A 25,467-nucleotide genomic window follows, 5' to 3' on the forward strand; every position below is an offset into this window, starting at 1 on the left:
TGACTTCTCCTTAATCGGCGTCGAGCGGCATATCGCTGCTGGGAACCGGAGGTTTACGAAGGAATTTGCGCAGGACCAGTGGTGCAACGAACCCGGCAATCGCAAAAATCCACAAACCGACGGCAATTGGTGTCGAGAAGAGGAAAGCGATGTCCCCATCAGAAATCACCATCGCGCGGCGCAGACTGTCTTCCATTGCGTTGCCCAGCAGGATGCCAAGGATCACGGGCACCGTCGGGACATCCATCTTGCGAAGGAAATAGCCCAAAACGCCGAATGCGATCATCAGAACAAGGTCAAAGTAGCTGCCAGACAACGAAAAGATACCGACAAAGCTGACCATGGTAACCATTGGCATCAGAAGCCATGGTGGAACCATCAGGATCTTCACAAAGATCTTCACCATCGGCACGTTCATGATCAGCAGAACGATGTTCGCGATAAAGAGGCTCGCGATCAATCCCCAGACGATTTCGGGCTGTTCTTTGAACAAGAGCGGACCGGGGGTGATGTTCAGGGTCATCAGCAAAGCCAGCATGACGGCGGTCGTGCCCGAGCCGGGAACCCCAAGCGTCAGCATTGGGATCATTGCCCCGCCTGCGGCGGCGTTATTTCCAGCCTCAGGTGCTGCCACACCACGCGGGTCACCCTTGCCGAACCGGCCTTTTGAGCCAACATAGCTTTTCTCGGCCATATAGGCCATAAAGCTGCCCAAGCTTGCCCCGGCGCCGGGCAAGATACCTGCGATAAAGCCAAGTCCGGTGCCACGAAGCATGGTCCCAAAGGACAGCTTCAAGTCATCCCACGGAATGTTCAACTTTCCCAAGGTTACCCCGATAGCGCTATTCTTGCCGTGACTTTCGATAAAGATGAAGATCTCGGAAATTGCGAAAAGGCCAACGATCGCAACGAGGAAGTCGATCCCATCCATCAGGTGCAGGTTGCCACCGGTAAAGCGTGGCATCCCGCCGTTGTCGAGACCTACCATAGCCAAGGCAAGGCCAAGGCATGCGGCGAAGGCTGACTTTGCCTGGTTGTTCGACGTCATCCCGCCTAGGGTGGCAAAAGCCAACAGGTACAGAGCGAAATATTCTGCCGGACCAAAAAGGTAGGCAATCGAGGCAAGGATCGGGGCCACGATAACAAGACCGACTGTCGACAGAAACGAGCCCATGAATGAGGCGACACCTGAAATGACAAGAGCCTCTCCGGCCTTGCCTTGGCGCGCCATGGGAAAGCCGTCAAGCGTCGTCATCATCGCCGGCTCATCGCCGGGGATGTTCAGCAAGATCGACGAAATTCGCCCACCATACATCGTGCCGTAATAGACCGACGTAAGCAAAACGAGCGCCTGCGTGGCGTCCAAGCCCAAGGCGAAGGCCAAAGGAATAAGGATAGCGACGCCATTCGATGGGCCAAGGCCCGGCAATGCGCCGATGATCGTGCCAAGGAAACAGCCGCAGACGGCAAGAAACAACGTGAAGGGCGTCAATGCGACGCCAAACCCCATAGCGAGGTTTGCCAAGGTATCCATATTTCGCTCCTTAGCCGATCAGCCAGCGGGGCAGGGCAAACAGACCCAATCCCAGACCGTATTTGAAGATGATGAACAGCACGACAGCCAGCGTTGCGCCCATGATCGCGCTTTGGGTGGGCTTTGGATCAATGAGATAACCGATCAATGCAGAGGCGATGGCTGTTGGCACAAGAAATCCAAGCGGGACGATTGTATAGGCATAGGCGACAAGTACGACCAATGCCGCACCCATACCGATCCATGCCCTTTTCTCGGGCCATTCCGGTTCGGCGTCTGGGCGCATGACCATCGCGATGCCACAGATCAAGCCAGCCACTGCGATGACGATTGGAAAGGTCCGAGGGCCCAGCGGGTCAGACAGAAAGCTGGTCTGGATCTGAAGGGCGCCCGCGAAATACGCGAACGCCCCCAAAATCACGACCAGACCAAGGATCCGGTCGCTGGCCATCACTGGATGACCCCGATGTCCTTGGACAGCTGGTTGGTGTCAGCGACTACGCCGTCGATCCAGCCTTGGAAATCGCCACCGACCTTGGTGAACGGGGCAAGGCCGTTTTCGACCATGACTTGCTTCCATTCAGCGCTTTCGGCCACGGCCTTGAGCTTTTCAGCCCAAGCGTTGAACGCGTCGTCCGAAATACCCTTCGGCACATACAGACCGCGCCAGTTCACAACTTCGACGTCGATGCCTTGCGACTTGGCAGTCGGGATATCTTCGAAGCCCGGCACCGGTTCAGAGGTCAGGACAGCCAATGCGCGCACGTCGCCCGATTTGATGAAGCCCGAGATTTCGGACATGTCGCCGGTCATCGCTTGGGTAAAGCCACCGATGGTTTGGGTGATGGCTTCTGCACCGCCGTCCATGCCGATGTACTTGACCTTGGCAAAATCGGTAAAGCCAGCTTCTTTCAGCACCATGAGCGGCTTCAAGTGGTCAAAGCCACCGGCAGCTGATCCGCCAGCAAAGGTGACCGAGCTTGGGTCAGCCTTGATTGCAGCGATCAGGTCGCCAAGGTTCTGGAACGGGCTGTCTTTGGCCACAACGATAACGCCGGGGTCACCACCAATGGCACCCACAAAGCGCACCTGATCAGCCGTCATGCCGGCATAGGCGTTCTGTGCAAGGCGGGTGGTGGTTGCAGAGGATGCGGCGACGATCAGATCAGCGTCCTCGTTACGTTCGGTCACGACGTGTGTGTAGGCCACGCCACCGCCGGCACCGGCCATGTTTGTCACCTGAACGGGCTGGTCAACTTGCTTCAGATCGTACAGCAGTTTGCCGATCTGACGGCAAGTAAAGTCCCAGCCGCCACCAGCGTCTGCCGGAGCGATACATTCCGTCGCAAAAGCCGAGGTCGAGGCCATCATAAGGCCAACGGCGCCAAAGCCCATGGCGCGAAGTGTCGTTTTCATAGGTATTCCTCCCAGTGGTTCTTAAGCACGACCCCGTCGCGCATGTCCGGCGCTTGGGGCTTGCGAGCACTAGACAAAGCTGGAAAGCTGACATGAACCTGTCACGCGGTGAAAAACTTCGGTCAGGCGAGGGAGAAGATGAGATTTCTTTTGATCGAAGACAACGCTGAGCTGTCAGGGTCAGTTGCAGCACGCCTGTCGCTTGACGGGCATGCCGTCGACTGCGCGGCAACACTTGCCGAGGCAGAAGATTGCCTTGGGGCGGCCAGCTATGACCTGATTCTGCTGGACATCATGCTTCCCGATGGCGACGGACGGGATTTTCTGGTGCGCCATCGCAGAGCAGAACGAGAGACACCCGTTATCGTGATGACTGCGCGTTCGGCTGTGACAGACCGTGTCGATGCGCTTGATACTGGGGCGGACGACTACATTACGAAACCATTTGATTTTGCAGAGCTTGAGGCGCGTTGTAGGGCCGTTCTTCGAAGGCGGGGCGGAGCCGCGCAAACGCAGCGCGTGTTCGCGGATATTCGTTTTGACCCATTGGCTGCGACGCTGACCATCGAGGGTGAAATTCGGGATCTTCGTTCAAGAGAAATGCGGTTGATGGAACTGTTCCTATCAGCGCAAGGCCGAATTTTGTCGAAAGAGCATTTGGTCGACCGGCTTTTTTCCTTCTCGGAGCCGGTAAGTGACAACGCGATTGAGGTCTATGTCGGTCGTCTTAGAAGGAAACTGAGCGGGAGCCGCGCAAAAATCGAAACTGTGCGTGGGCTTGGTTATCGCTTGACGGAAGGGTGATTGCGATGGCGCTTTCGCTACGTCGGCGTCTTGTCTGGCAACTGATGGCCCTCTCTGCCGGATTGGCGATCGTGCTTTATCTGGCTGTACGGATCGGCGCAGGAGAGGCGTCAGAGGCGACTATGGATGCGATTCTTGGCGCTGCTGCGCAAGGAATTGCCGAAGAAATGCGAAGTGTTGAGGGCGGCGTGGAAATAGATCTTCCGCCCGGAACATTCTCTATGTTGGCTGCTATGGGAGAGGAGCGCATATTTTACCGCGTGGATGTCGGTGGCGAAACTCTGACCGGATACGAGGACTTGCCTTTGCCGGATCAGCCGCCCACTGCACTGACTCCTTTGTTCTACACCGTTCCGTTCCGGGATGTTCAGCTGCGGGTTGCTGCTGTCATGCGGTCCATTCGCGTAGACGGCCGGGCGGAAAAAGCGATGGTTCTGTTGGGCCAGACACGTGAAGGTCAAGAAGCGGTGGCAGCCGATCTGGGCAATCGGGCGGCAGCATTGGGACTGGCGGTTTTTCTTGCAGCTATCCCCTTGTCACTCTTCGTCGCACGCGGGCTAATTTTGCCAGTGGACCGTTTGGCTGAGGCCGTCGGGCGGCGGGGGCCGCGTGATTTGCGACCGGTTCGACATCCTGCCCCTGTCGAATTGAAGCCGTTTGTGACGGCGCTGAACAAGTTCATAGGACGTTTGCGCGTGACCTTGAGCCAAACGGAAACGTTTATCGCCGAGGCAGCGCATCATATCAGGACGCCTTTGACCGTGATGCGGAACGAAGCGGAACTTGCACTGAGACAATCGAATGAAGAAGCCACGCGCGCGCGTCTGCGCGGGTTGATCCGGTCAGCAGATGATGCTGCCCGCTCGGTGGGGCAGCTTCTTGATCACGCGACGGTCTTGTACCGCGCTGAACAAGAGGAATGGGCTCAGGTTGATCTGGCATTGATGACAAAGGCTGTAGCGGGGCGCCTGGAGGCAGCAGCCGGATTGAAAGACATTACCTTTGTCTTGGACATTGATCCGACCATGCCCGTGGACGGCGATGCCGTTCTATTGGAGGCAGCACTTCGCAATATTCTGGACAATGCGGTGAAATATTCGCCTGTCGAAACGCTGGTTGAGATTTCTGCGCGTGTCGACGCCGGGATGGCCCGTGTTGTCGTCAAAGACCGCGGACGCGGGTTGGCCGATGCCGTTCCTGACCGACTGAAACAAAGATTTCTGCGTGGGGGCAATGTCTCTGACGTGGCCGGATCTGGTCTGGGTCTGACGATTGTCGAAGAAGCGGCAGTTGCCATGGGGGGGAATTTTTCGTTGACACAACGAGAGGGAGGTGGAGCTTGCGCGACTTTGCTTTTGCCCTTGGCGCGGTCTTAGCCTTTGCCGTCGCTTCTTGCTGCACTGCTGCCGCCTTTGAGATTGAAGACGAGCGTCAGTTTGGTCCGGTTTCCGGTCCTCAGCTGAAGGTCTTGTCAACGACCGACATTTCAATCTTGCAGCCGGTGATTACAGCATGGCTGGACTCCAACCCACAAACTGGGCTGCACTATGTCATGGCGTCTAGCCAAGAGGTTTATCAAGCAATTGCTTCAGAGAAGCAGGCGTTCGATGTCGTCATTTCATCGGCTATGGATTTGCAGATGAAGTTGGCAAATGACGGCTTTGCCGCCCCCTTGCCTGAGGACGCCTTGGGGCAACAGCCGGATTGGGCCGGGTGGCGGGATCTGCTGGTTGCTGTTGCGCAAGAGCCGGTCGTTTTGGTGCTAGCCGATGGAGCCGTCCCTCCCGGTCAAGAGGTTCCAAGAACGCGACGCGACTTGATCGCACTTTTACGAGATAACCCCGAGCGTTTCAGGGGGAAAGTCGGATCTTATGATCCTGCCATATCGGGAGCGGGCTATTTGTTTGCAGCGCAGGACGCGCGCTTGTCGGACACGTTCTGGCGCTTGGCCGAAGTGATGGGGCGTCTTGATGCGCGGCTTTATTGCTGTTCCTCAGATATGATCGACGATCTGCGTGAGGGAAGGCTTCTGGTCGGCTATAACGTTCTGGGTTCTTACGCGATTGCATGGGGGGGGCAGGGCTACTCGGTTATCGAGTTGGAGGATTATACCCTTACCTTGCTCAGGACGGCACTGATCCCCAGAAATGCCCCTAATGCTGCCGGCGCCGATGCATTTATGCGGTACCTTCTTTCATCCGCAGGTCAGGCACTCATCGCCAAAGGGGCAGGGTTGCCGACGGTTGAGGCGGCAGCCTTTGAACGCAAGCCGCATCTTCGGCCAATTCGGCTGGATCCCGGACTGTTGGCCAATGTTGATGGTGTGACACGCAGAAGATTTTTGGATGAATGGCGGTCGGCTATGGAGCAACCGTGATCACGGTCAATCGTCCAGCGTGATCCAAACAGGCACATGATCTGACGGTTTGTCCCCCGCCCGACAAGCCTTGTCGATACCACCATCCAATAGGCGATCAGCAGCTTGCGGCGATAGGAGAAGATGGTCGATCCGGATGCCGTTGTTACGTTCCCAAGCGCCTGCCTGATAGTCCCAAAAACTATAATGTCCCGGTCCTTGCGTCCGGGCGCGAAATGCTTCCGTCATTCCAAGATTCAGCATGCGCCTGAACGCCTCGCGCGTTTCAGGCAGATAAAGCGCATCGGTTTCCCACGCTTCAGGCTTCGCGGCGTCTATCGCTTGCGGGATCACATTGTAATCCCCGGCGCACAGAAAAGGCTCTTCCCCGTCAAGAAGCAACTTTATGCGGCTTTCCATGCGCCGCATCCAAGAGAGTTTATAGTCGTATTTCGGTCCCGGTGCTGGATTGCCATTTGGCAAATACAGCCCGCATACGCGGAAAGGACGCTTCGAGACGACTGTTGCTTCGATCCATCGAGCCTGTTCGTCACTGTCGTCGCCGGGCAGGCCCTTGACCACGTCTTCAAGTGGAAGCCGAGAGAGTAGCGCAACGCCATTGAAACTCTTCTGGCCATGGGTGACGACTTGGTAACCCATGTCTTCGAAAATCTCTCTTGGGAAAGACTCGTCGACGGATTTGATTTCTTGAAGGCAGACGACGTCCGGGTGGGCGGTTTCTAGCCATCTTGGCAAAGCTTCGATCCTTGCTTTGATGCCATTAATATTGAACGTTGCTACCTTCATTTGATCCCCGCCAACCGATTGGAGAAGCTATCACAAATACGAAGGCGGATATCAAGTTTCATGGCAACGATCCCAATTGCTGCATCCCCAAGAGGAGCGGTCGCTACATTAAGCAATTTAAAGGTGAATTATTGTTTGCGAATCGCTTCAGGGTTGTTAGCGTGTGTTTTGTTAGAACGATTCAACCTGGAGGTTAATATGTCTACTGCTGCTCTGCGTATTGAAGCCCAAGAAACCCGCCACGACGATATGATCGACGGGACTTCGACCACCATGATGACGAGTATTGCGACGTCCGCGATGACTAGCATCGCGACGTCGATGATGACGAGCATTGCTACGTCGATGATGACCAGCATTGCGACGTCGGCCATGACCAGCATCGCTGCGGAGGGTGACCTTGATGACAAGTTCGCCGGTGGTGCTTGCAGCTTGATGACCAGCATCGCTGAAGTTTGATGCTTTTTTCTTGGGGGGCTTCGGATGTTCCGCAGCCCCTCATGTAAAATGAAATGAGGCGGTCAATGTCCAACGTTGTAACTCTGCGTCGTGTCCACGTTCCAACTGCGGAATCGGTTTTTCCTGATTTGGTGGATTTGTTCGTGCGGCGTCGTCGCCAACGTCATGATCCGTTCTGGCTGAAGGAAAATGCAGAACTGGTTCAGATCTTAGCCGCCAATCGGATCAGCAACCTAGATTTGAGCGTCTTTGAGCCGATCGTGTCAGGACTGATGGCCGAGCTTCGGTTCTTCCCACAATACTACCGCCTGTATCTCTCACTTGCCGTTGACCTCTCAGCGCTTGGAATGCCGAACCTTCCTCTTGAAGAGATGGCTTCGTTTGTTCAGCACGAGGAACTGACCGAAGTAGAGCTTTCGGACCCTCATCGCGCAGAGAGCAGACTGCTGCTTCGCCGTGCGGGCTCGCATGTAGCGGCCGATCCAGATTTGGATCAAAGGCTGATGCAGTTTGCTGGCCAATCACGCAACTTTTGTCTGCCGAACCGCCGTGCTGCCTACGATCTGACGCATGTCGTTTTTCACGCGTCCGATTACGGAAGAAAGGTCTTACTGAAGGATGCGGCCATAGAGCAGAGTTTGATCTTTGCTGGCATGATTGCTTGGCTGGAAGACAACCTGGACCTGCTTTCAGAAGTTGTCATTGCGCTCTGCTTGCTAGGAGCCACACCTCCCGAGAGGTGGGTGAAGACAATCCGCAAAGATGTCGGGCAGGTCACGTTCTCCTCTGGTTTCGAAGGGGCACGATTCGACGATGACTATCACCAGTATCTCGTTTCGAATTGGGCGGTTTCGGTGTTGGGCGACCGCGGATTTGCGGACTTCGTCCCTCCATCAGCAAGGCTCATTCACCAGGATCGGACGAAGGGGCAGGCGCTGCGCGACCTCTCGATGATCTTGTTGGAGATGGGCGACTCTCGTTCAGCAGATTGGTCGCATATGCGCTGGCGGATTTGGGGCCGATTGCCGGAAACCAGCAGGCAAAGGCTGGCGGCGATTGAAGATATGCCAGGCTTTGAAAGATTCTTTGAGATTTTTGCCCGTGCGGGTGAACAGAAATACGGAGCGAGATCATGAGGCTGGAGCGAAACCCCATTCTTATCGGTGTCCTACTTCTGTTGGGGTCGACCCTACTAAACACTTTGGCTGATGGCACTGTGAAGGATCTTGCCGAACGTCTAGAGGCCCCACAAGTCTTCTTCCTGTCGGGACTTATCATGGCAGGCTTAAGTCTTTTGTCAGCAAGGGCCGGGGCGCGGGTTGGGCTATTCCCGAACAGTTGCCTGATAAGTCGCGCACCTAGATTGCTCGCGCTGCGGTCTGCGGCGACTGTGGCAGCGGCTTTGGGCTTTTTCTACGCTGTCGCCAATATTCAACTGGCGGAAGTTTTCCTGTTCATCGGGTTGATGCCGTTGATGTCGGCAATCCTATCGCGTCCGCTTTTGGGTGAAACCATCCAGCCCGCGGCATGGGTTGGTCTTGGGCTTGGCGTATTAGGCCTTGGTATGCTTTTTCCAGAAGGCGTGTCTGGTCTTAGCCTTGGCCATATCTGCGGCTTCGGCGGGGCCTTCATGGGAACGCTTTCGCTCGTGATTTCGCGTCGGATGGCAAAGATCGAAAACAATACGCTGGTTCAGGTTTTCTATCCAAATCTCGCCTTGGCTCTGACCGCAGCTTTTCTGCTTCCGACCGTTTGGCAGCCGATGTCGGCCTATGATTTGGGCCTCATTATGCTCTACTCGGCCCTGCTGTTCCTTGCTCGCTGGGCGATGGTGCTGGTCATGCGGCATCTCCGCGCTTCTGTAGCGCTGCCATTGATGAACATTCAGTTCGTCTGGATGGTCATCGTCGGGTTTCTGTTTTTCGGGGAAGTTCCGGCCCCCTTTACCCTGGTTGGGGCACTGATGGTCATGCTTGCCGGGATCATCGCACTGACCGAACAGGCCCGTGAAGAGCGGTTGGCTCGCATGGCTGCCCGACGCGCCGAGGCCATTCCGGCAGAATGACTCACACCCACGCATTGGAATTTAAAGGGCGCCTAAGGTGGCGCCCTTTTTTTTTACATCGAGAACGAGGTGCCGCAGCCGCAGCTGCTGGATGCGTTTGGGTTTTCGATCACAAACCGAGCCCCGATCAATTCTTCCGTGAAGTCGATAACAGCATTCTGCAAGAAGGGCAGAGAGACACTGTCGATCAAGACTTTCTGCCCGTCCTTTTCCAAAACCAGATCATCCGAAGATGGATCATCCAAGCGAATGTCATATTGAAAGCCTGAACAGCCACCACCCTCAACCGCGACACGCAAGGCTTTGTTGTCGCCCGTCAACTCACAGATTTCGGCAAGACGTGCAAATGCGCGATCTGTTACACGGGGAGGAAGGGTCAGGTCCATGATTTGTTCACATATCCTTGGGCGGCACGATGCAATATAAGGCCGATAAAAGCCTTCAACAAGAACTGGCCTATCACATGCTTGCTCCCTTTGCCTGCCAGCCGACAGCCTCACGCGGTCGCCTGCATGAAGAACGAATGTCATCTTTTCGTTCTCCGTTTCAAAGGGATCGCGACCGGATCATACATTCAAGCGCGTTTCGTCGTTTGAAGCACAAGACCCAAGTCTTTGTCGAACACGAGGGTGATTACTACCGGACGCGCTTGACCCATTCGATCGAAGTGGCACAAGTGGCCCGAACAATCTCCGGGGTATTGGGGCTTAATACTGATCTGGCGGAAGCAATTGCCTTGGCGCATGACCTTGGCCACACTCCTTTCGGTCATACGGGCGAAGATGCCATGGCGGCGCTGATGGAGCCATTCGGTGGCTTTGACCACAATGCCCAAGCCCTTCGCATCGTGACAAGGCTTGAACGCCATTACGCCGATTTCGATGGATTAAATCTCACATGGGAAGCGCTTGAAGGTATCGCCAAGCACAACGGCCCGGTTCAAGGCCCCAATGCGGATCCAAAACACGTCCACGATACTCTTCCACATGCCTTGGAAGAGGTTAACCGTGCCTGGGACTTGGAATTGACGACACACGCAAGTGCCGAAGCCCAAGTCGCCGCGATTGCTGATGACGTTGCCTATTCACACCATGATTTGCATGATGGTCTCCGTTCTGGCCTTTTTACCGAAGCGGATTTGCGCGAGCTGCCTGTAACCGGGCCGGCTTATGCAGAGGTGGATGCTCTTTATCCCGGATTGGAAATGATGCGTCGTAGGCATGAAGCCTTGCGCCGTGTCTTTGGAAGAATGGTTGAAGATGTGATCGCGGTTGCTCAGGGAAGGCTGGAAGCAGCTCAGCCCCAATCGGTTGATGATATCAGACATATGGGAACTACGATCATCCGCTTCTCCAAGCCACTGTATCAGGAACTGAAAGCGATCAGATCTTTCCTGTTCACTCGAATGTATCGCGCCCCATCGGTCATGGACGTTCGGGCGAAAGTCACGACTGTCGTGCGCGACCTCTTTGACAGATACATGAATGACACCAATCTGCTGCCACAAGAATGGCAATCTGATTTGGCTATGGCTTCATCACCAACAGATACGGCACGGATCGTCGCAGACTACGTCGCGGGAATGACTGACCGATTTGCCCTGCAGGAACATGCCCGGCTTTGCGGGGGCACTCATCTGGGCGCGCAGACATTGACCCGCCCAGGGGACTGGGTAGGACTTTAGGCCCTATTCCATCCGTTCACGTGGCGAATTCCGGCAATCACCCCGCGTAGTTCTGCAAGGCCGCGAAGCCTTCCAACCAGTGGGTAACCGGGGTGCGTGCCTTTTGCTGCATCCTCTAGCAATTCGTGACCATGATCAGGCCGGAAGGGAATGGCGCGGCCCGATTTGCGGTTTTCGTCCAAAAGTGCAGCAATAACTGCGGGCATGTCCGTGTCGCCTTCCAAATGCGCAGCTTCTTCAAAGCTGCCATCTGGGTCTTTTCGAACATTCCGCAAATGGGCGAAGTGGACGCGGTCCGCAAAACGCCGGGCCATTCTTGGCAAATCATTTACCGGATTGGCGCCGAGGCTGCCGGTGCAAAAGGTCAGACCATTTGCGGGGCTATCAACGGCTGACAAAATGAAGCTGATGTCCTCCTCATCTGAAACGATGCGCGGCAGACCAAGAATGTCGCGAGGGGGGTCATCTGGATGAACGCAAAGTTTGATGCCAAGCTCTTCTGCTGCCGGGACAATTTCTTGAAGGAATACCTTATAGTTCTGCCGGAGATCGTCCTGCGTTAATCCATCATAGCCTCTGAGAGCTTGTTTCAGGCCTGCGATGTCATAGCGGTCATAGGCACCGGGAAGTCCGGACATTATGGCATGAAGTAGCCCTTGCTTGTCTTCCTCCGTCGCCTGTTGATGCCAGATGGCTGCCTTTTGCAGGGCTTCTGCAGAATAGTCGGCTTCAGCTTCGGCCCTTCCAAGCATGTAAAGCTCGAACGCAGCCATCTTTGCGGCTTCGAACCTCAGGCAGCTTCCGCCACGGGCAACGGGGGCGGTCAGATCAGTCCGCGTCCAATCCAAAAGGGGCATGAAGTTGTAGCAGATGGTCGTCACACCCTCAGCGGCAAGGTTCGCCATGGATTGACGATAGTTAGCAAAGAATCCCGCAAGATCACCTTCGCCGCGTTTGATTTTTTCATGGACCGGCAAGCTTTCCACTACAACCCAATCAAACCCTGCAGAAGTTATTTCAGTGTTTCTGCTGGCGATCGTCTCACGAGGCCAAACTTCACCATAGGGGATTTCATGAAGGGCAGTTACGATGCCTGTTGCACCAGTTTGTGCGATTTCCGGCAGCGAAATCCGATCAAACGGACCATACCAGCGCCAACTTTCGATCATGCTATCTGCTCCATGGCCTTGCGCGCGCCCAGTTGATGGAGCCGCGCATAAGTTTCAGCGAGGGGGGAGTGGAGGTCTTTTGCCAGTTCTGGTGGGAAGACTTGGCGCAGAGAGAGAAGAGACGCTACAGGGGTAGAAGAATTGGAAGCCTCATGCAGCATTGCGGCCAAGGGATCCTTCACCTCAATTGGTTGGCCGTTCAGATCAGTGCCACGGACATAGGTCATCCACGCCGCGACGGCCAAGAGAAGACCTGGGCTCGGCCTTTTGGCCGCGAAGTTTGTGGCCAAGGTGCCAAGAATGCGTTGAGGAAGCTTTTGACTGCCATCCATAGCGATTTGCCATGTCCTGTGACGAATAGCCGGGTTTGCGTAGCGCTGCAAAAGCTCGTCGGCATAGCGCGCCAACTCCGTGCCGGGTGGCGGAGTGAGCGCCGGAATGATCTCGGCCGACCACAGATAGCTGACGAAGCGCTTTAGAACCGGGTCCGCTATGCAGTCGGAAATTGTTTCATGCCCGGCAAGGTAGCCGAGATAGGCCAATGACGAGTGTGTTCCGTTCAACATACGAAGCTTCATATGTTCGTATTCGGTAACGTCCTCGACCAACTGAACACCAACACTCGCAAGATCAGGGCGTCGGCCGCCCACGAAATTATCTTCGACGACCCACTGGCGGAAGGGTTCGTGCATGACAGGAGAGGCATCGTGCGTCCCCGTCAACTCTCCCACATGGGCAATGTCCTCCGGCTTTGTTGCTGGGACAATGCGATCTACCATAGTAGAAGGGAAGCGGCCCGCTGCCGCAATCCAATCGGCAAGTGCCGGATCAATGAGCCGGGCAAGATCAAGAGCCACTCCTCGAACGACATGGCCATTTTGGGGAAGGTTATCACAGGTCAGCACGGTGAAAGGGGCAAGCCCTCTTTTCCTGCGAAGGTCTAGCGCGCGCGCTAAATAGCCTGGAGCGCTGACGGGAAGTGGCGATTGGATATCGTGCAGGATATCGGGGTGTTCGGCGTTTAGTCGCCCTGTTGCGGGCTCATGACAATACCCCTTTTCCGTAACAGTCAGCGAAACGATATGCGTCGAAGGTGCGGCCATCGCCTCAAGCACGACCAAGGGATTTTCACGCGCAACAATCACATCTTGGACGATCTGAATATGGCGCGGCGTTTGTTTCTTCGGGCCAAGTTCCAAGGCTGTGTAGGTGCCGCCCTGAGGGGTAAGCTGGTCACGCATTGAGGGGGATTGAAGGCTGACACCCAGAATGCCCCAATCGCCGCCCGAAAGGGACTGAGCTTCTTCTATGTAGATTGCACCATGTGCTTTGAAGAAAGCACCAAGGCCCAGATGAACAATTCCCACTGGAATGGTCTGGGCGCTTCTTGAAAGGCGAGGCAAAGTCATGGGTCGTGTATTCCTTAACGTGCGAGCCATCCGCCATCGACATTCAGGATGGTCCCATGAATGTAGTTGGCGGCTGAGGATGCCAGAAAGACTGCTGCATCGCCGATGTCTTCAGCGCGACCCCAACGCCCAGCCGGAATGCGCGATAGGATTTCAGCGCTACGCCCGGCATCGGCGCGGAGAGCCTCTGTGTTGTTGGTTTCGATATAGCCTGGTGCGATTGCATTCACATTTATGCCCTTGGCGGCCCATTCATTCGCCAACAGCTTTGTGATCCCGGCAACGCCATGTTTTGACGCTGTGTAAGAGGGTACTCTGATGCCGCCCTGAAACGAGAGCAGGGATGCGATATTGACGATCTTTGCACTCGCGCTTCGTACGAATGCGGCCTTGGCGAACGACTGACATGTGAAGAAAACGGCCTTTAGGTTGACGTCGATCACGTCATCCCAGTCTGCTTCAGTGAAATCGGTGCTATCAGCCCGACGGATAATGCCTGCGTTGTTGACCAGAATATCAATCGGCCGGCCGGAAAAGACGTCACGCGCTGCCATCGGGTCAGCAAAATCAAGGTGAATCTCCTCTCCTTTGGTCATTTCAACCGTTTCAGCACAGGAAGAACGCCCCGCCGCAATCACATGTGCACCGGCCTTGGCCAGCGATACGGCAATCGCTTGTCCGATCCCCGTATTTGCCCCTGTAACAAGGGCAGTCTTACCTCGCAGTGAGAACGGGGACGTCACCGAAGATCTCCCATGCCAACCATCTCGACATCCTTATAGTCTACGTTGTCACCAGCCATTGCCCAGATGAACGTGTAGCTTCCCGTTCCCGCACCACAATGGATCGACCACGGTGGTGAAATGGCTGCTTGTTCGTTTGCAATGACAAGATGGCGTGTTTCCGAAGGCTCTCCCATGAAATGAAAGACGCGCTGGTCTGGATCCAAGTCGAAGTAGAGATAGGCTTCCATGCGGCGGTCATGCAGATGTGCCGGCATGGTGTTCCAGACCGATCCGCCGTGGAATTGAGTGTATCCCAACACCAATTGGCAGCTTTCCATCACTGCAGGGTGGATGAACTGGTTGATTGTTCGGTGGTTCGCTGTTTCCGGCGCTCCGGTGGTGAATTTCGCGGCGTCTTCTAGCTTGACCAACCGTGCTTGAAGTTTGCGATGCGCCGGGCAGGAGGTGATATAGAAGCGACCGTTGCCAGAGAATGTCACCGGTCCTGCACCAAGCGGCAAATAAAGCACGTCGCCCTTGTTCAGAGTGAACGATTGGTTGTCTGCATTTACGGCGCCGGTTTCGCCAATATTGACGATACCCATCTCGCGTCGGTCAAGAATACTTGCCGTTCCGCACTCCTTTACATGATCCAGAACAAGGTCTCTGCCAAAGGGAACGGCACCACCGACGATCATCCGATCATAATGCGTATAGACCAATCTGATTTCGCCATTCTGAAACAGACCTTCGCCCAAGAAATTTTTCCGCAAAGCCGATGTGTCCATGCCTTTGGCTTCGTTTGGCGAAATGGCTGGGCGGGTTTCTACGGTCAGCATAGTCAGTCCTTTCAAAGAAAATCGTCGCGGCGCGGCGTAAAGCCGTCAATCAACACACCCGGCTCAAGGCAGACGCAGCCATGTACGGCATTGGATGGAATGACAAAAGCATCTCCGGGCCCAACAGTGATTTCCTTTCCATCAATGGAAAACCGGAAACGGCCGGACTGTACGAAGGTGGATTGCACGTGTGGATGATGGTGCAATGCCCCTGTTGCCCCTATGGCATTAAAGCGAAAGCGAACGGTCATCAATTTTGGGCTATCTGCCAGCACTTGCCGGGTAACGTCGGTCCCGGATGCGACTTCTGGAAACATGGTCACACCTTAACGAAAGAGGGCAGGGAGCCACAGCGACAGCGCTGGAACGTAGGTGACTAGCATCAGCGTGGCAAAAGCGGCACCATAGAACGGCCAGATCGTCCGAACGGCCTGCCATACAGAAATCTTACCGACTGCGCAGCCGACAAAGAGGACGGCACCAACCGGAGGCGTGCAAAGACCAATCCCGAGGTTCAGGATCAAGATCACACCGAAATGGACTGGATCTACGCCAAAGGCTGCGGCGACAGGCAGGAAAATTGGCGTGGTGATCACGATCAGCGGTGACATGTCCATGAAGGTGCCAAGGATCAAAAGGATTACGTTGATCAGAAGCAGCACAACAATTGGATTGTCACTTACGCTTTGCATCACGTCAATCATTGCTGCGGGAACTTTCAGAAACGCGAGCAGCCATCCAAAAGCAGCCGCGCAACCGATGACCAACAGAACCATCGCTGTGGTGCGAACCGCTGCCTTGACCGCGCCGACAAACTCACCCCAGCGCATGGTGCGATATCCGATCACTGTCACGAGCAGGGCGTAGACGGCAGCGATGCAAGAGGATTCACTTGCCGTGAAAACGCCGGACCTGACGCCACCAAATATGATAGCGATCAACAGCAGGCCGGGTGTCGCGTTAATGAACAGGCGACCAAGCATAGACCAGCCTGGGAAGGGTTCGGTTGGATAACTACGCCGCTTGGCAACGAACCAGGCCGCAACAGACAGCGACAGGGCAAGGAGCAATCCCGGTAGAATGCCTGCTGTAAAGAGATCTGCAATCGAAATGCGCCCACCCGCCGAGATTGAGTAAATGATCATGTTGTGCGACGGCGGGATCATCAGGGCGATGATGGAAGAAACGACCGTGACGTTGACCCCGTAGTCCACGTCATAGCCGCGCTCCTTCATCTGCGGGATCATCAATCCGCCAATGGCGGACGCGTCGGCAGCGGCTGATCCGGAAATCCCACCGAACAGGACTGATGACGCGATGTTGACTTGGCCCAAACCCCCACGGAGGTGGCCGACGGCTGCTCCGGCAACGGCGATAAGTCGACGCGCGATGTCGCCTCGGACCATGAGTTCACCGGCAAAGATAAAGAACGGAATGGCCATCAAGGCAAAGACTGAGACACCTGAGTTGAGGCGCTGAAAGACCACGACCGGGGGCAACTCAAGATAAAGCACGGTGGCAAAAGAGGCGACACCCAAGCAAAAAGCGACCGGCGTCCCAATGGCGAGGAGAAGGGCAAATGTCCCGAAGAGAACCCAGAGTTCCATTTCTTATTCCTCGATCTCTGTTTCGCCGAAGCGGGCGGTTGGAAGTCCTGCTGCACGACGGGCCAGGCGCTCAAGCGAGAAAAGGACCATTAGTATGCCGCCGCCAACAAGAGGCATGAAATCGACCGCGCCGGTAATTCCGAGAGAGGGCAGTGTGATACCGTAGGCCGCGGCCATCAACTGCCAACCGAACCACACCATCCCAAACCCAAAAGCTGCGACGACGAGATCAGAGATGCTGTAAAGCACGAGCTTTGCGCGTTCAGACAAGAGGTAAAGCAGAACATCGAAGGACAAATGATAGCCTTCGCGAATGCCAACGGCTGCACCGAGAAAGATGAACCAACCCATCAAGATAACAGCGGCGGGCTCACTCCAGATAATCGAGTCGTTGAGGACATAACGAAAGAAGACCTGAGCCGTGATAATGGCGGTCATCGCTGTCAAACCTGCACCGGCAATCCAAAGTGCCGCTCGCGCAACGTGGTCCATCACCACTGCGACTTTCAGCATTCCACGTTCCACCCGGACCTCCTCGATCCTGAGGTTTGCTTGCACTCTATCAAGCAACTTGTTGAATTGAATTGGGTAACCGGGGGCGCAAGCCCCCGGTGTCCGGCGCCGTTTACTCGGTTGCCTGAATGCGTTCGACTAGGCTCTTCAGCTTAGGCGTGTTTGCATGCTTTTCGTACACAGGGACCATCGCTTCGATGAAGGGAGTCTTGTCGATGTTGTCGATGATCTCCGCTCCCGCGGCACGGACCTTGGCTTCCGACTCTTTCTCACGAGCGGCCCAAAGTTCACGATTGACCGACACCGAGGCCGCTGCAGCGGCTTTGACGGCTGCCTGGTCTTCTGCACTCAGCTTGTCCCAAGAAGCTTTTGACATCACAAGAATTTCCGGAACGATTAGGTGCTGGTCCAGAGTGTAGTACCTGGCAACCTCGAAGTGGCCCGACGATTCATAGGACGGCCAGTTGTTTTCAGCGCCGTCAATAACACCAGTCTGGATCGAGGAGTAAACCTCGCCATAAGGCATCGGTGTCGCGTTCGCGCCAAGCGCGCTCATCATGTCGACAAAGACGTCCGATTGCATAACGCGGACCTTCATGCCCGACAGATCGGCCATGGAGGCAATCGGCTTTTGGCTGTTGTAGAACGAGCGCGATCCACCGTCATAATAGGCTAGGCCAACGAAGCCGTGGGGTTCAAAGGCAGCAAGGATTTCCTGTCCGACTTCACCATCCAGCACGCGGTGTGCGTGATCGGTGGAGCGGAAGATATAAGGCAGGGAAACCACCTTTGTTTCTTCGATCTGGTTGTTGAACGGCCCCATCGAGACGCGGTTCAGGTCAATAACGCCGAACTTCGTCTGCTCAATCGTGTCTTTTTCTTCGCCAAGCTGGGCCGAATGGAACACTTCGATGCAGATGCGGCCGCCGGTGGCTGCCTTCAAGTTCTCGCCCATCACCTTGACGGCTTCGACAGTAGGATAACCGTCGGGGTGAGTGTCCGAAGATTTCAGTGTCACTTCGCATTCAGCGAATGCGGCAGTTGCCAAGGTAGAGCTGGCCAAAAGAATGGCAGCGGTCAGATTGAATTTGGTCATTTACTTCCTCCCGTTAAATTTGGCTGTCAAAGCCGGTAGGCTAGTTTTGCAAGCCGATATGCAAGGTCGTGGGCGACCTCGTATGCTTCATCCTCGGCAAGGCGTCCGGACTGGACCAGCGTAGCGAGGTAGGCGCAATCCACCCGGCGCGCGACGTCATGGCGCGCGGGGATCGACAAATAGGCGCGGGTGTCGTCGTTGAAGCCGACCGTGTTATAGAAACCTGCTGTTTCCGTAGTCGCCTCGCGAAAACGGCGCATACCTTCAGCAGAGTCGTGGAACCACCACGCCGGACCAAGCTTGAGGGCGGGGTAGACGCCAGCAAGTGGTGCCAGTTCGCGCGCATAACTGGTTTCATCTAGCGTGAAGAGGATGACCGTCAGCCGAGGATCCATGCCGACGGCGTTCAGCAAGGGGCGAAGAGCCGCAACGTAATCGGTGCGCCCCGGTATATCAAAACCCTTATCCCTGCCAAACATGGACATCACGCCGCCGGAATGGTTGCGTCGCGATCCGGGGTGGATTTGCAGAACCAGACCGTCGTCCAGGCTCATACGCGCCATTTCTGTCAGCATCTGCCCACGGAACGCATCCGCTTCATCTGCTGAAGCCGCGCCGCTCAGCACTTTCTCAAAAAGTGCGGCCGCTTGGTCTTGGGACAAATCTTCGGTGCGGGCAGTCGCGTGTCCATGGTCGGATGAAGTGCAGCCAAGCTGGATGAACGCCTCCCGACGTTTGCGATGTGCAGACAAATAGCCAGCCCAAGTCGCGGTGTCCTCTCCTGTCAATTCTCCCAGTCGCGCGATATTCTGAGAAAATCCTGCAAAATCTGGATCGACAACGGCGTCGGGGCGATAGGCAGGAACCACCCGGCCTTGCCAACCGCTTTCACGGATCATCTTGTGCCATGAAAGGTCGTCCAAAGCGCTATCAGTCGTTGAGATGACCTCGATGTTGAAACGTTCGAACAAGGCGCGAGGACGAAATGCTGGCGTTTTCAGAGCGGCGTCGATGCGGTCATAGTAGTCATCCGCCGTTGCAGCGGACAGGCGCTGGTCGAAGCCGAAAACCGTTTCGAAAGCATGGTCCAGCCAAAGTCGAGACGGGGTGCCACGAAAGAGATGATAGTTCTGCGCAAACAAACGCCAGATCTTGCGCCCGTCAGTCTCGGTTGGGCCGCCATCGACCCGGGGCACGCCAAGATCTGTTAAGGCAATGCCCTGAGAACAAAGCATGCGAAAGACGTAATGATCTGGGGTTACGAAAAGCTGGGCAGGATCGGGGAATGCCTCATCTGTCGCGTACCATTTTGGGTTGGTATGGCCGTGGGGACTAATGATCGGCAGTGTCGCGACCGTATCGTAAAGGGCCCGAGCCAAACCGCGAGCGGATGATTCCAAGGGCAGTAAACGATCAGGATTCAGCAGCGACACTTGATATTTTCTCCCCTTTGTCGCTTTCATGAGAAAGAAAGCTTTTTAATCGTCTAGCAAACTAATATGCTAGCTTGGAAGACCTGTCAACGGAGGGTCAAATGACCAATGCCGCGCTGAAGAAAGCGCTTGAGCCGATCTCACGCCCGTCGGTGACGGATGCCATCTTTGAAGAACTGCATCGGCAGATCGTCGGGATGGAATTGCCACCAGGTACGCGAATGTCAGAAGCGGATGTCGCGGAGATCATGGGCGTATCGCGCCAACCGGTTAGAGACGCCTTCTACCGATTGTCTGTCTTAGGGTTCCTAACAATTCGCCCGCAACGCGCGACCGTGGTGGCCGCAATCTCCGAAAAGGCAGTCATGCAAGCTCGGTTCATTCGATCGGCGATCGAGGCGGAAACAGTAAGAGTCGCCTGTGAGCAATTGACCGACGCTGATATGCGCGCTTTGGATCAGGTCTTGGAAGACCAAAGGGAAGCCGTGGCAGATCGTGATGCACCGCGTTTTCACGAGTTGGATGACCGGTTCCATCGTGAGATTTGCGAAAGATCCGGGCACGGTTATGCTTGGGAGATCATCCGCGAGAACAAGTCCCATATGGATCGTGTGCGGATGCTGTCATTGTCGTTCGCTTCTGGTGACGCCTTTGGGGATCACCTGAAAGTCATGGCAGCCATCAAAGCGCGCGATCCAGCGCGGGCGATGGCCGAGATGCATGAGCATTTGGTCCGGATCAAGACGCAGATCCGAAGGATTCGCGCCGAGCATGAGCAGTACTTTGAGGGTGAGCCATTCAATGACTAAGCGGTTTCTGGCGATCGGTGAATGTATGGTCGAGTTGGCACCGCAAGATGGTGGACTTTATGCGGTTGGCTTTGCGGGAGATACGTTCAATACGGCGTGGTATGCGCGGCAGGTCTTGGGAACCGGGTGGGACGTCCAGTACTTCACGGCTGTCGGGATGGATGACGCGTCTGACAGAATGATCCGCTTTATGAAGGACGCCGGAATAGGCACAGAGCAGATCCTGCGCCGAAAGGACAGGACTGTCGGGCTTTACATGATCACATTAAAGGGGGCAGAGCGCAGCTTTAGCTATTGGCGTTCCACCTCAGCCGCTAAGACATTGGCCGACGACACTGACTATCTGGATCAGGCGTTGTCCGGGGTTGAGCTGGCTTACTTCTCTGGCATCACTCTGGCGATCCTGGACGTGAAAGGGCGGCAGACGCTATTGCAGGCTCTATCGCGGGTTAGATCAAAAGGGACCAAAGTCGCATTTGATCCCAATTTGCGTCCCCGTTTGTGGGCCTCAATAGAAGAAATGTGCGACAGCGTGACGGCAGCCTCAGCCATTGCTGATATCGTGCTGCCATCCCATGAAGATGAAGCAACCTTTTTCGGAGACAAGGATTCCGAAGCGACAGCCCTTCGATATCTTACCGCGGGCTCGAAAGTGGTCGTCGTTAAGGATGGTCCTGGGGAAATCTTGTTCGCGCGTGCAGGTGACAGGTATCGTTTCAAGCCGCCCGTTGCCGAGGCGGTGGTTGATACCACAGCCGCAGGCGACAGTTTCAATGCGGGATTTTTGGCGTCGTTTCTTGATGGCTGCACTGAGATTGAATCGATGGCAGCAGGGGCAAAACTTGCTGCTAAAGTGATCTCCGCAAGAGGCGCCCTGGTTGTCTAGCGTCGATAACTCTTCTCTCCTGACAAGTTTGTGATCGAAGTGATCCAACTAGCGATCTCCCGCGAACCACCTCCCGGTAATCGCAAAACAGGGAGATGCGCATGTTCAGGGGACTCACACGAACGCTTGTTATTGTGACGGCAGCAATGGTTGTGTTGCCAGCGGCCGTTCTGGCGGTTTCGGGTGGCTCGGAATGGATGGACAAGTTCGGAATGATGAATCCGTTCTTCTGAGAAACAATACACGAAAGCAAAGGGCTGGGAATTTCCCGGCCCTTTCTTTGTCTTAGTCCAACTTCTTCAAGACGTCTGTCAAAGTGCCAATCAATGTGTCGATCTGGTCCTTTGTGATGATAAGCGGCGGAGACATGGCGATGATATCGCCAGTCGTGCGGATCAGGATGTTCTTGTCAAAAGCGGCAAGGAAAGCGCTGAAGGCACGCTTTGTCGGCTCGCCCGCGATTGGGTCAAGCTCGACGGCCCCGATCAGGCCCAAGTTTCTAACGTCAATCACATGCGGCAAACCACGAAGTGAGTGAAGTGCATCTTCCCAATATTTTGAGTTTTCGGCGCAACGCTCGAACAGACCTTCTTCTTTGTAGGTTTCAAGTGTTGCGATGCCTGCGGCACTGGCGATCGGGTTGCCGGAATAAGTGTAGCCGTGGAACAACTCGATCACATGTTCCGGCCCGTTCATGAAGGCGTTGTGAACCTCGGCAGTCGTCAACACGGCGCCCATCGGAATGACACCGTTCGTCAAGCCTTTGGCGGTGGTCATCATGTCTGGCAGAACGTCAAAATATTGCGCCGCAAAGGGAGCGCCAAGGCGGCCGAATCCGGTGATCACCTCATCAAAGATCAATAGGATGCCGTGCTTTTTGGTAATCTCGCGAAGGCGTTGCAGATAGCCCTTCGGTGGGATCAAGACCCCCGTCGACCCTGCGACAGGTTCTACGATCACGGCTGCAACGGTTTCGGCCCCGTGTAGCGCTACAATCCGCTCTAACTCGTCTGCAAGGTTCGCCCCATGTTCTGGGACGCCGCGTGAGAACGCGTTCTGACCCGGTAGATGGGTGTGCGGCAAGTGATCTACGCCAGTTAGCAGGCTTCCAAACATGCGCCGATTGTTTACGATCCCACCGACCGAAATGCCACCGAAGTTCACACCATGATAGCCGCGCTCACGCCCAATCAGGCGGGTGCGGGTCGGTTCACCCTTTGCACGATGGTAGGCAATCGCCAGCTTCAAAGCGGTTTCTACGCTTTCAGAGCCCGAGTTTGTGTAAAACACATGCTCGATCCCCTTTGGCGCGATCTCGATGATACGGTTTGCCAATTCAAAGGCTGCGGGATGTCCCATCTGGAAGGCTGGGGCATAGTCCAGTTCCGCAGCTTGTTTCTGGATTGCTTCGGTAATTTTGGGGCGACAATGGCCTGCATTACAGCACCAAAGGCCGGCGGTTCCATCCAGCACCTGACGGCCGTCAGACGTGGTGTAGTGCATATCCTTTGCCGCGACGAACATGCGCGGGGCTTTCTTGAATTGCCGATTTGCAGTGAAAGGCATCCAGAAGGCGTTCAAGTCGTTTGGGGTGTTGCGGTCCAGCGCCATGGCGGGGATCCTTGTTGAAAATGCGCCACGATTTTAGTCGAAGCGCGTTTGGGGTTTTGACCAGTTGGTCCGACGTTGCTATCACCGCGCGACTTGCAGTCAAGGCCCCCAATAGGGCTGCGGCCGACGGCGCCCTGGGGTTGCAGGGGCGTACTATCTGGGCGACCGTGGTGTTGCATAGGACAAAGGACCGACATGCCTAGACCAAAGACCCGCATTCAGCAGAAGAACTCTGAAACGATCCTTGAAGCCGCACTTGAAGTGTTTTCGGCGCACGGGTTTCGCGGAGCTACTCTTGATCAAATTGCTGAGGTCGCTGGGCTTTCGAAGCCGAACCTACTTTACTACTTCCCATCGAAAGAGGCGATCCACAGTGCCCTGCTTTCTGAATTGCTTGACACATGGCTTGATCCGCTAAAGGCAATGGACCCAAGCGGTGAGCCGTTGGACGAGATCATGGCTTATGTCCAACGTAAGTTGGATTTGTCCCGCGATTTCCCGCGCGAAAGCCGCCTTTTTGCCAATGAGATTTTGCAGGGTGCACCTCGCATTCAGGCGTCGATTGAAGGAGAGCTAAAAGATCTGGTCGATCAGAAAGCCGACGTCCTTCGGCAGTGGATGGATGAGGGGAAGATCGCGCGGGTCGAACCGGTTCATCTGATCTTTTCCATCTGGGCTCTGACGCAGCACTATGCGGATTTCGACACTCAGGTTCGTGCCGTTTTGGGGCAGGGCCACGATCCCTTTGCAGAAGCCGGGGACTTTCTCGAAACCCTGTATCTAAAGCTTTTACGTCCATGACGAAGGGCTTTACAGAGATTGTAAAATTTTCTGCCGCATGTCACTTTTCCCGAATAGTTCTGGAAAGACGATATGCCTCAAAGTCACGCGCAATCGACAGTACTGGCAGGGACGCAAATCCGAGACCGCAGATTGGCGCTTGGCCTGCGTCAGGCTGAAGTGGCCGAAGGCGCAGGAATTTCGCCAAGTTATCTCAATCTGATCGAACACAATCGGCGTAAGGTGAAGGGCGAGGTTTTGGAGCGCCTTGCCTCCGTCTTGGGGGTGGATTCCGGGATTTTGTCGGAAGGTGCGGGTGGGGCTCTGGCGGATGATCTGCGTGCCGCTGCCGCCGCGTCACCCGGCTCTGGCGCTGAACTTGACCGCGTCGAAGATTTTGCGGGACGTTATCCGGGATGGGCCTCGGTGCTTGCTACGACGCGGGCGCGTGTCTGGCAACTTGAACGGATGGTCGCGGCCCTCAACGATCGGATCACGCATGACCCGCACCTTTCTGCATCCCTGCATGAAGTCTTGTCGGCTGTGTCTTCCGTCCGTTCGACGGCAGCGATCTTGGCGGAAACCGAAGATATCGATCCGGACTGGCGCGTTCGGTTTCATAGGAACCTGCATCAGGATTCAGAAAGGCTTGCGATAGGGGCAGAAGCCTTGGTGGCCTATCTTGATCGATCTGACGACTCTGACGAGCAAGATATTGCTTCGCCCCAAGAGGAACTTGAAGCATGGTTGGACCAGAGAGGGTGGCACGTTCAGGAGTTGGATGAGGAGGGCGGAGAGGCAAGTCTGCTCGCCGAGGTCGCGGGGTTCGCGTCGGCTTCAGCCCGAAAGATGGGGCAGAGTTTTGTCACACAGGCTGCCCTTGAGGCCAAAGCTTTGCCTCTTGAGGGTTTTCGTTCTGAACTTCAAATTCATGGGGAGGACCCGGCAGCTATTGCCGCAGCAACCGGGCTGTCGGTTTTGGCGGTCATGCGAAGAATGGCTCTGTTGCCAGGGTCGCGGGCCGGGCTTGTTACTTGTGACGCTTCAGGAACGTTATTGTTCAGAAAGCCGGTTGATGGCTTCGCCCTTCCACGCTTCGGGGCGGCCTGTCCCTTATGGCCATTGTTCACCGCACTGTCGCGGCCGATGTCGCCAGTCGGGGCGCTAGTCACGACGTCGGGGCGCAACAGTCATTCGTACCGAGCCTTGGCTATTTGCGAAGCGCGTTTACCTTGGGGATTTGGTGGCCCGGAGTTGCGCGAAGCCGGGATGCTCTTGCTTCCCAACGACCAAACAATCGGCGATGAGCCAACTATTGCGATTGGCAGTTCTTGCCGAATTTGCCCACAATCGCGCTGCCCGGCGCGCCGTGAACCATCGGTGCTTGCAGAAACGTAAATCTGGCTACTTGGAATCCGGCCTTTGACTTTGCCGGACTTTGCCGGAATAGTTTGCGATAACCGGC

Annotated in this window: 27 protein-coding genes; 12 read left to right on the plus strand and 15 right to left on the minus strand. The window is 55.5% G+C overall.

Going from position 1 to position 25,467, the window contains the following annotated elements; all coding sequences use genetic code 11:
* Positions 1-10: 10 nt before the first annotated feature.
* The 3 genes from ACSBLW_RS02075 to ACSBLW_RS02085 are packed head-to-tail and all read right to left on the minus strand — an operon-like array spanning position 11 to position 2,950.
* Positions 11-1,534 carry a tripartite tricarboxylate transporter permease gene (locus ACSBLW_RS02075; RefSeq protein WP_435258590.1) on the minus strand — a complete coding sequence of 508 codons (1,524 nt, stop codon included), beginning with the start codon at positions 1,532-1,534 and terminating at the stop codon, positions 11-13.
* Between the two features lie 10 nt (positions 1,535-1,544).
* Positions 1,545-1,985 (minus strand): tripartite tricarboxylate transporter TctB family protein, encoded by a 441-nt coding sequence (locus tag ACSBLW_RS02080; protein ID WP_435258591.1) that lies wholly within the window; start codon positions 1,983-1,985, stop codon positions 1,545-1,547.
* Entirely contained in the window at positions 1,985-2,950 is a 966-nt protein-coding gene (locus ACSBLW_RS02085; RefSeq protein ID WP_435258592.1) for a Bug family tripartite tricarboxylate transporter substrate binding protein, read from the minus strand. The genes ACSBLW_RS02080 and ACSBLW_RS02085 overlap by 1 nt, the downstream gene beginning before the upstream one ends.
* 138 nt (positions 2,951-3,088) lie before the next feature.
* Between ACSBLW_RS02085 and ACSBLW_RS02090 the strand changes: the two genes are divergently transcribed.
* The 3 genes from ACSBLW_RS02090 to ACSBLW_RS02100 are packed head-to-tail and all read left to right on the plus strand — an operon-like array spanning position 3,089 to position 6,131.
* The gene (locus ACSBLW_RS02090) at positions 3,089-3,754 is read left to right on the plus strand and encodes a response regulator transcription factor (RefSeq protein WP_435258593.1); all 666 of its coding nucleotides are present in this window, start codon (positions 3,089-3,091) and stop codon (positions 3,752-3,754) included.
* 5 nt (positions 3,755-3,759) lie between these two features.
* On the plus strand, positions 3,760-5,130 hold the full coding sequence (locus ACSBLW_RS02095) for a sensor histidine kinase (RefSeq protein WP_435258594.1): 1,371 nt from the start codon (positions 3,760-3,762) through the stop codon (positions 5,128-5,130).
* On the plus strand, positions 5,094-6,131 hold the full coding sequence (locus ACSBLW_RS02100) for an ABC transporter substrate-binding protein (protein WP_435258595.1): 1,038 nt from the start codon (positions 5,094-5,096) through the stop codon (positions 6,129-6,131). The genes ACSBLW_RS02095 and ACSBLW_RS02100 overlap by 37 nt, the downstream gene beginning before the upstream one ends.
* A gap of 6 nt (positions 6,132-6,137) precedes the next feature.
* Here the strand turns inward: ACSBLW_RS02100 and xth are convergent, their stop codons facing one another.
* Positions 6,138-6,917 carry an exodeoxyribonuclease III gene (gene xth / locus ACSBLW_RS02105; protein WP_435258596.1) on the minus strand — a complete coding sequence of 260 codons (780 nt, stop codon included), beginning with the start codon at positions 6,915-6,917 and terminating at the stop codon, positions 6,138-6,140.
* Between the two features lie 60 nt (positions 6,918-6,977).
* On the opposite strand from xth, the gene ACSBLW_RS02110 reads away from it, so the two are divergent.
* The 3 genes from ACSBLW_RS02110 (at position 6,978) to ACSBLW_RS02120 (ending at position 9,441) form a co-directional block, all read left to right on the plus strand.
* Positions 6,978-7,376 (plus strand): hypothetical protein, encoded by a 399-nt coding sequence (locus ACSBLW_RS02110; protein ID WP_435258597.1) that lies wholly within the window; start codon positions 6,978-6,980, stop codon positions 7,374-7,376.
* A gap of 65 nt (positions 7,377-7,441) precedes the next feature.
* The gene (locus ACSBLW_RS02115; protein ID WP_435258598.1) at positions 7,442-8,512 is read left to right on the plus strand and encodes a DUF6902 family protein; all 1,071 of its coding nucleotides are present in this window, start codon (positions 7,442-7,444) and stop codon (positions 8,510-8,512) included.
* Positions 8,509-9,441, plus strand: coding sequence for a DMT family transporter (locus tag ACSBLW_RS02120; protein ID WP_435258599.1), 933 nt, complete (start codon positions 8,509-8,511; stop codon positions 9,439-9,441). The genes ACSBLW_RS02115 and ACSBLW_RS02120 overlap by 4 nt, the downstream gene beginning before the upstream one ends.
* A 53-nt stretch (positions 9,442-9,494) precedes the next feature.
* On the opposite strand, the gene ACSBLW_RS02125 is transcribed toward ACSBLW_RS02120, so the two are convergent.
* Positions 9,495-9,821, minus strand: a complete 327-nt coding sequence (locus tag ACSBLW_RS02125) for a HesB/IscA family protein (RefSeq protein ID WP_435260016.1) — start codon at positions 9,819-9,821, stop codon at positions 9,495-9,497.
* 83 nt (positions 9,822-9,904) lie between these two features.
* Here ACSBLW_RS02125 and ACSBLW_RS02130 point away from each other — a divergent pair, with 83 nt between their 5' ends.
* A complete protein-coding gene (locus tag ACSBLW_RS02130; RefSeq protein WP_435260017.1) occupies positions 9,905-11,125 on the plus strand; it encodes a deoxyguanosinetriphosphate triphosphohydrolase in 1,221 nt (406 codons plus the stop codon).
* Here the strand turns inward: ACSBLW_RS02130 and uxuA are convergent.
* The 9 genes from uxuA to uxaC form a co-directional block, all read right to left on the minus strand.
* Positions 11,122-12,294, minus strand: a complete 1,173-nt coding sequence (gene uxuA / locus ACSBLW_RS02135; RefSeq protein ID WP_435258600.1) for a mannonate dehydratase — start codon at positions 12,292-12,294, stop codon at positions 11,122-11,124. The genes ACSBLW_RS02130 and uxuA overlap by 4 nt on opposite strands.
* The gene (locus ACSBLW_RS02140; RefSeq protein WP_435258601.1) at positions 12,291-13,703 is read right to left on the minus strand and encodes a mannitol dehydrogenase family protein; all 1,413 of its coding nucleotides are present in this window, start codon (positions 13,701-13,703) and stop codon (positions 12,291-12,293) included. The genes uxuA and ACSBLW_RS02140 overlap by 4 nt, the downstream gene beginning before the upstream one ends.
* A 14-nt stretch (positions 13,704-13,717) precedes the next feature.
* Positions 13,718-14,446, minus strand: coding sequence for a 2-dehydro-3-deoxy-D-gluconate 5-dehydrogenase KduD (gene kduD, locus ACSBLW_RS02145; RefSeq protein WP_435258602.1), 729 nt, complete (start codon positions 14,444-14,446; stop codon positions 13,718-13,720).
* Complete coding sequence (kduI, locus tag ACSBLW_RS02150) at positions 14,443-15,267, minus strand: 5-dehydro-4-deoxy-D-glucuronate isomerase (protein ID WP_435258603.1); 825 nt, start codon at positions 15,265-15,267, stop codon at positions 14,443-14,445. Before kduI ends, kduD begins: the two co-directional genes overlap by 4 nt.
* Positions 15,268-15,278: 11 nt before the next feature.
* Entirely contained in the window at positions 15,279-15,584 is a 306-nt protein-coding gene (locus tag ACSBLW_RS02155; protein WP_435258604.1) for a cupin domain-containing protein, read from the minus strand.
* A 9-nt stretch (positions 15,585-15,593) separates the two neighbouring features.
* Positions 15,594-16,874 carry a TRAP transporter large permease gene (locus ACSBLW_RS02160; RefSeq protein WP_435258605.1) on the minus strand — a complete coding sequence of 427 codons (1,281 nt, stop codon included), beginning with the start codon at positions 16,872-16,874 and terminating at the stop codon, positions 15,594-15,596.
* 3 nt (positions 16,875-16,877) lie between these two features.
* Positions 16,878-17,387, minus strand: a complete 510-nt coding sequence (locus tag ACSBLW_RS02165) for a TRAP transporter small permease (RefSeq protein ID WP_435258606.1) — start codon at positions 17,385-17,387, stop codon at positions 16,878-16,880.
* Between the two features lie 112 nt (positions 17,388-17,499).
* Positions 17,500-18,483 (minus strand): TRAP transporter substrate-binding protein, encoded by a 984-nt coding sequence (locus tag ACSBLW_RS02170; RefSeq protein ID WP_435258607.1) that lies wholly within the window; start codon positions 18,481-18,483, stop codon positions 17,500-17,502.
* Positions 18,484-18,509: 26 nt separating this feature from the next.
* A complete protein-coding gene (uxaC, locus tag ACSBLW_RS02175; RefSeq protein WP_435258608.1) occupies positions 18,510-19,916 on the minus strand; it encodes a glucuronate isomerase in 1,407 nt (468 codons plus the stop codon).
* A gap of 101 nt (positions 19,917-20,017) precedes the next feature.
* Here uxaC and ACSBLW_RS02180 point away from each other — a divergent pair, with 101 nt between their 5' ends.
* The 3 genes from ACSBLW_RS02180 to ACSBLW_RS02190 all read left to right on the plus strand — a co-directional run bounded on the left by ACSBLW_RS02180 (position 20,018) and on the right by ACSBLW_RS02190 (position 21,844).
* Positions 20,018-20,725 (plus strand): GntR family transcriptional regulator, encoded by a 708-nt coding sequence (locus ACSBLW_RS02180; RefSeq protein ID WP_435258609.1) that lies wholly within the window; start codon positions 20,018-20,020, stop codon positions 20,723-20,725.
* A gap of 25 nt (positions 20,726-20,750) precedes the next feature.
* Positions 20,751-21,611 (plus strand): sugar kinase, encoded by an 861-nt coding sequence (locus ACSBLW_RS02185; protein WP_435260018.1) that lies wholly within the window; start codon positions 20,751-20,753, stop codon positions 21,609-21,611.
* Between the two features lie 101 nt (positions 21,612-21,712).
* Positions 21,713-21,844 carry a hypothetical protein gene (locus tag ACSBLW_RS02190; RefSeq protein WP_435258610.1) on the plus strand — a complete coding sequence of 44 codons (132 nt, stop codon included), beginning with the start codon at positions 21,713-21,715 and terminating at the stop codon, positions 21,842-21,844.
* Positions 21,845-21,896: 52 nt separating this feature from the next.
* Here the strand turns inward: ACSBLW_RS02190 and ACSBLW_RS02195 are convergent, their stop codons facing one another.
* Positions 21,897-23,222, minus strand: coding sequence for an aspartate aminotransferase family protein (locus tag ACSBLW_RS02195; protein WP_435258611.1), 1,326 nt, complete (start codon positions 23,220-23,222; stop codon positions 21,897-21,899).
* 195 nt (positions 23,223-23,417) lie between these two features.
* Between ACSBLW_RS02195 and ACSBLW_RS02200 the strand changes: the two genes are divergently transcribed.
* Together ACSBLW_RS02200 and ACSBLW_RS02205 are read left to right on the plus strand one after the other, a co-directional pair.
* Entirely contained in the window at positions 23,418-24,023 is a 606-nt protein-coding gene (locus ACSBLW_RS02200; protein WP_435258612.1) for a TetR family transcriptional regulator C-terminal domain-containing protein, read from the plus strand.
* A gap of 72 nt (positions 24,024-24,095) precedes the next feature.
* Complete coding sequence (locus tag ACSBLW_RS02205; RefSeq protein WP_435258613.1) at positions 24,096-25,400, plus strand: helix-turn-helix domain-containing protein; 1,305 nt, start codon at positions 24,096-24,098, stop codon at positions 25,398-25,400.
* Positions 25,401-25,467: the final 67 nt, after the last annotated feature.

Source organism: Thioclava sp. FR2 (assembly GCF_051200875.1).
Classification (GTDB): domain Bacteria; phylum Pseudomonadota; class Alphaproteobacteria; order Rhodobacterales; family Rhodobacteraceae; genus Pseudotabrizicola.

Excerpts from the sequence above, each read along its gene's own strand:
- ACSBLW_RS02120 (WP_435258599.1), top strand. The coding sequence starts at position 8,509 with ATGAGGCTGGAGCGAAACCCCATTCTTATCGGTGTCCTACTTCTGTTG.
- ACSBLW_RS02080 (WP_435258591.1), bottom strand. The coding sequence starts at position 1,985 with ATGGCCAGCGACCGGATCCTTGGTCTGGTCGTGATTTTGGGGGCGTTC.
- ACSBLW_RS02090 (WP_435258593.1), top strand. The coding sequence starts at position 3,089 with ATGAGATTTCTTTTGATCGAAGACAACGCTGAGCTGTCAGGGTCAGTT.
- ACSBLW_RS02130 (WP_435260017.1), top strand. The coding sequence starts at position 9,905 with ATGCTTGCTCCCTTTGCCTGCCAGCCGACAGCCTCACGCGGTCGCCTG.
- ACSBLW_RS02085 (WP_435258592.1), bottom strand. The coding sequence starts at position 2,950 with ATGAAAACGACACTTCGCGCCATGGGCTTTGGCGCCGTTGGCCTTATG.
- ACSBLW_RS02160 (WP_435258605.1), bottom strand. The coding sequence starts at position 16,874 with ATGGAACTCTGGGTTCTCTTCGGGACATTTGCCCTTCTCCTCGCCATT.
- ACSBLW_RS02140 (WP_435258601.1), bottom strand. The coding sequence starts at position 13,703 with ATGACTTTGCCTCGCCTTTCAAGAAGCGCCCAGACCATTCCAGTGGGA.
- ACSBLW_RS02165 (WP_435258606.1), bottom strand. The coding sequence starts at position 17,387 with ATGCTGAAAGTCGCAGTGGTGATGGACCACGTTGCGCGAGCGGCACTT.
- ACSBLW_RS02205 (WP_435258613.1), top strand. The coding sequence starts at position 24,096 with ATGCCTCAAAGTCACGCGCAATCGACAGTACTGGCAGGGACGCAAATC.
- uxuA (WP_435258600.1), bottom strand. The coding sequence starts at position 12,294 with ATGATCGAAAGTTGGCGCTGGTATGGTCCGTTTGATCGGATTTCGCTG.
- ACSBLW_RS02075 (WP_435258590.1), bottom strand. The coding sequence starts at position 1,534 with ATGGATACCTTGGCAAACCTCGCTATGGGGTTTGGCGTCGCATTGACG.
- ACSBLW_RS02155 (WP_435258604.1), bottom strand. The coding sequence starts at position 15,584 with ATGTTTCCAGAAGTCGCATCCGGGACCGACGTTACCCGGCAAGTGCTG.
- ACSBLW_RS02190 (WP_435258610.1), top strand. The coding sequence starts at position 21,713 with ATGTTCAGGGGACTCACACGAACGCTTGTTATTGTGACGGCAGCAATG.
- xth (WP_435258596.1), bottom strand. The coding sequence starts at position 6,917 with ATGAAGGTAGCAACGTTCAATATTAATGGCATCAAAGCAAGGATCGAA.
- ACSBLW_RS02095 (WP_435258594.1), top strand. The coding sequence starts at position 3,760 with ATGGCGCTTTCGCTACGTCGGCGTCTTGTCTGGCAACTGATGGCCCTC.
- ACSBLW_RS02180 (WP_435258609.1), top strand. The coding sequence starts at position 20,018 with ATGACCAATGCCGCGCTGAAGAAAGCGCTTGAGCCGATCTCACGCCCG.
- ACSBLW_RS02110 (WP_435258597.1), top strand. The coding sequence starts at position 6,978 with ATGGCAACGATCCCAATTGCTGCATCCCCAAGAGGAGCGGTCGCTACA.
- ACSBLW_RS02200 (WP_435258612.1), top strand. The coding sequence starts at position 23,418 with ATGCCTAGACCAAAGACCCGCATTCAGCAGAAGAACTCTGAAACGATC.
- ACSBLW_RS02115 (WP_435258598.1), top strand. The coding sequence starts at position 7,442 with ATGTCCAACGTTGTAACTCTGCGTCGTGTCCACGTTCCAACTGCGGAA.
- ACSBLW_RS02195 (WP_435258611.1), bottom strand. The coding sequence starts at position 23,222 with ATGGCGCTGGACCGCAACACCCCAAACGACTTGAACGCCTTCTGGATG.
- kduI (WP_435258603.1), bottom strand. The coding sequence starts at position 15,267 with ATGCTGACCGTAGAAACCCGCCCAGCCATTTCGCCAAACGAAGCCAAA.
- ACSBLW_RS02185 (WP_435260018.1), top strand. The coding sequence starts at position 20,751 with ATGGTCGAGTTGGCACCGCAAGATGGTGGACTTTATGCGGTTGGCTTT.
- ACSBLW_RS02170 (WP_435258607.1), bottom strand. The coding sequence starts at position 18,483 with ATGACCAAATTCAATCTGACCGCTGCCATTCTTTTGGCCAGCTCTACC.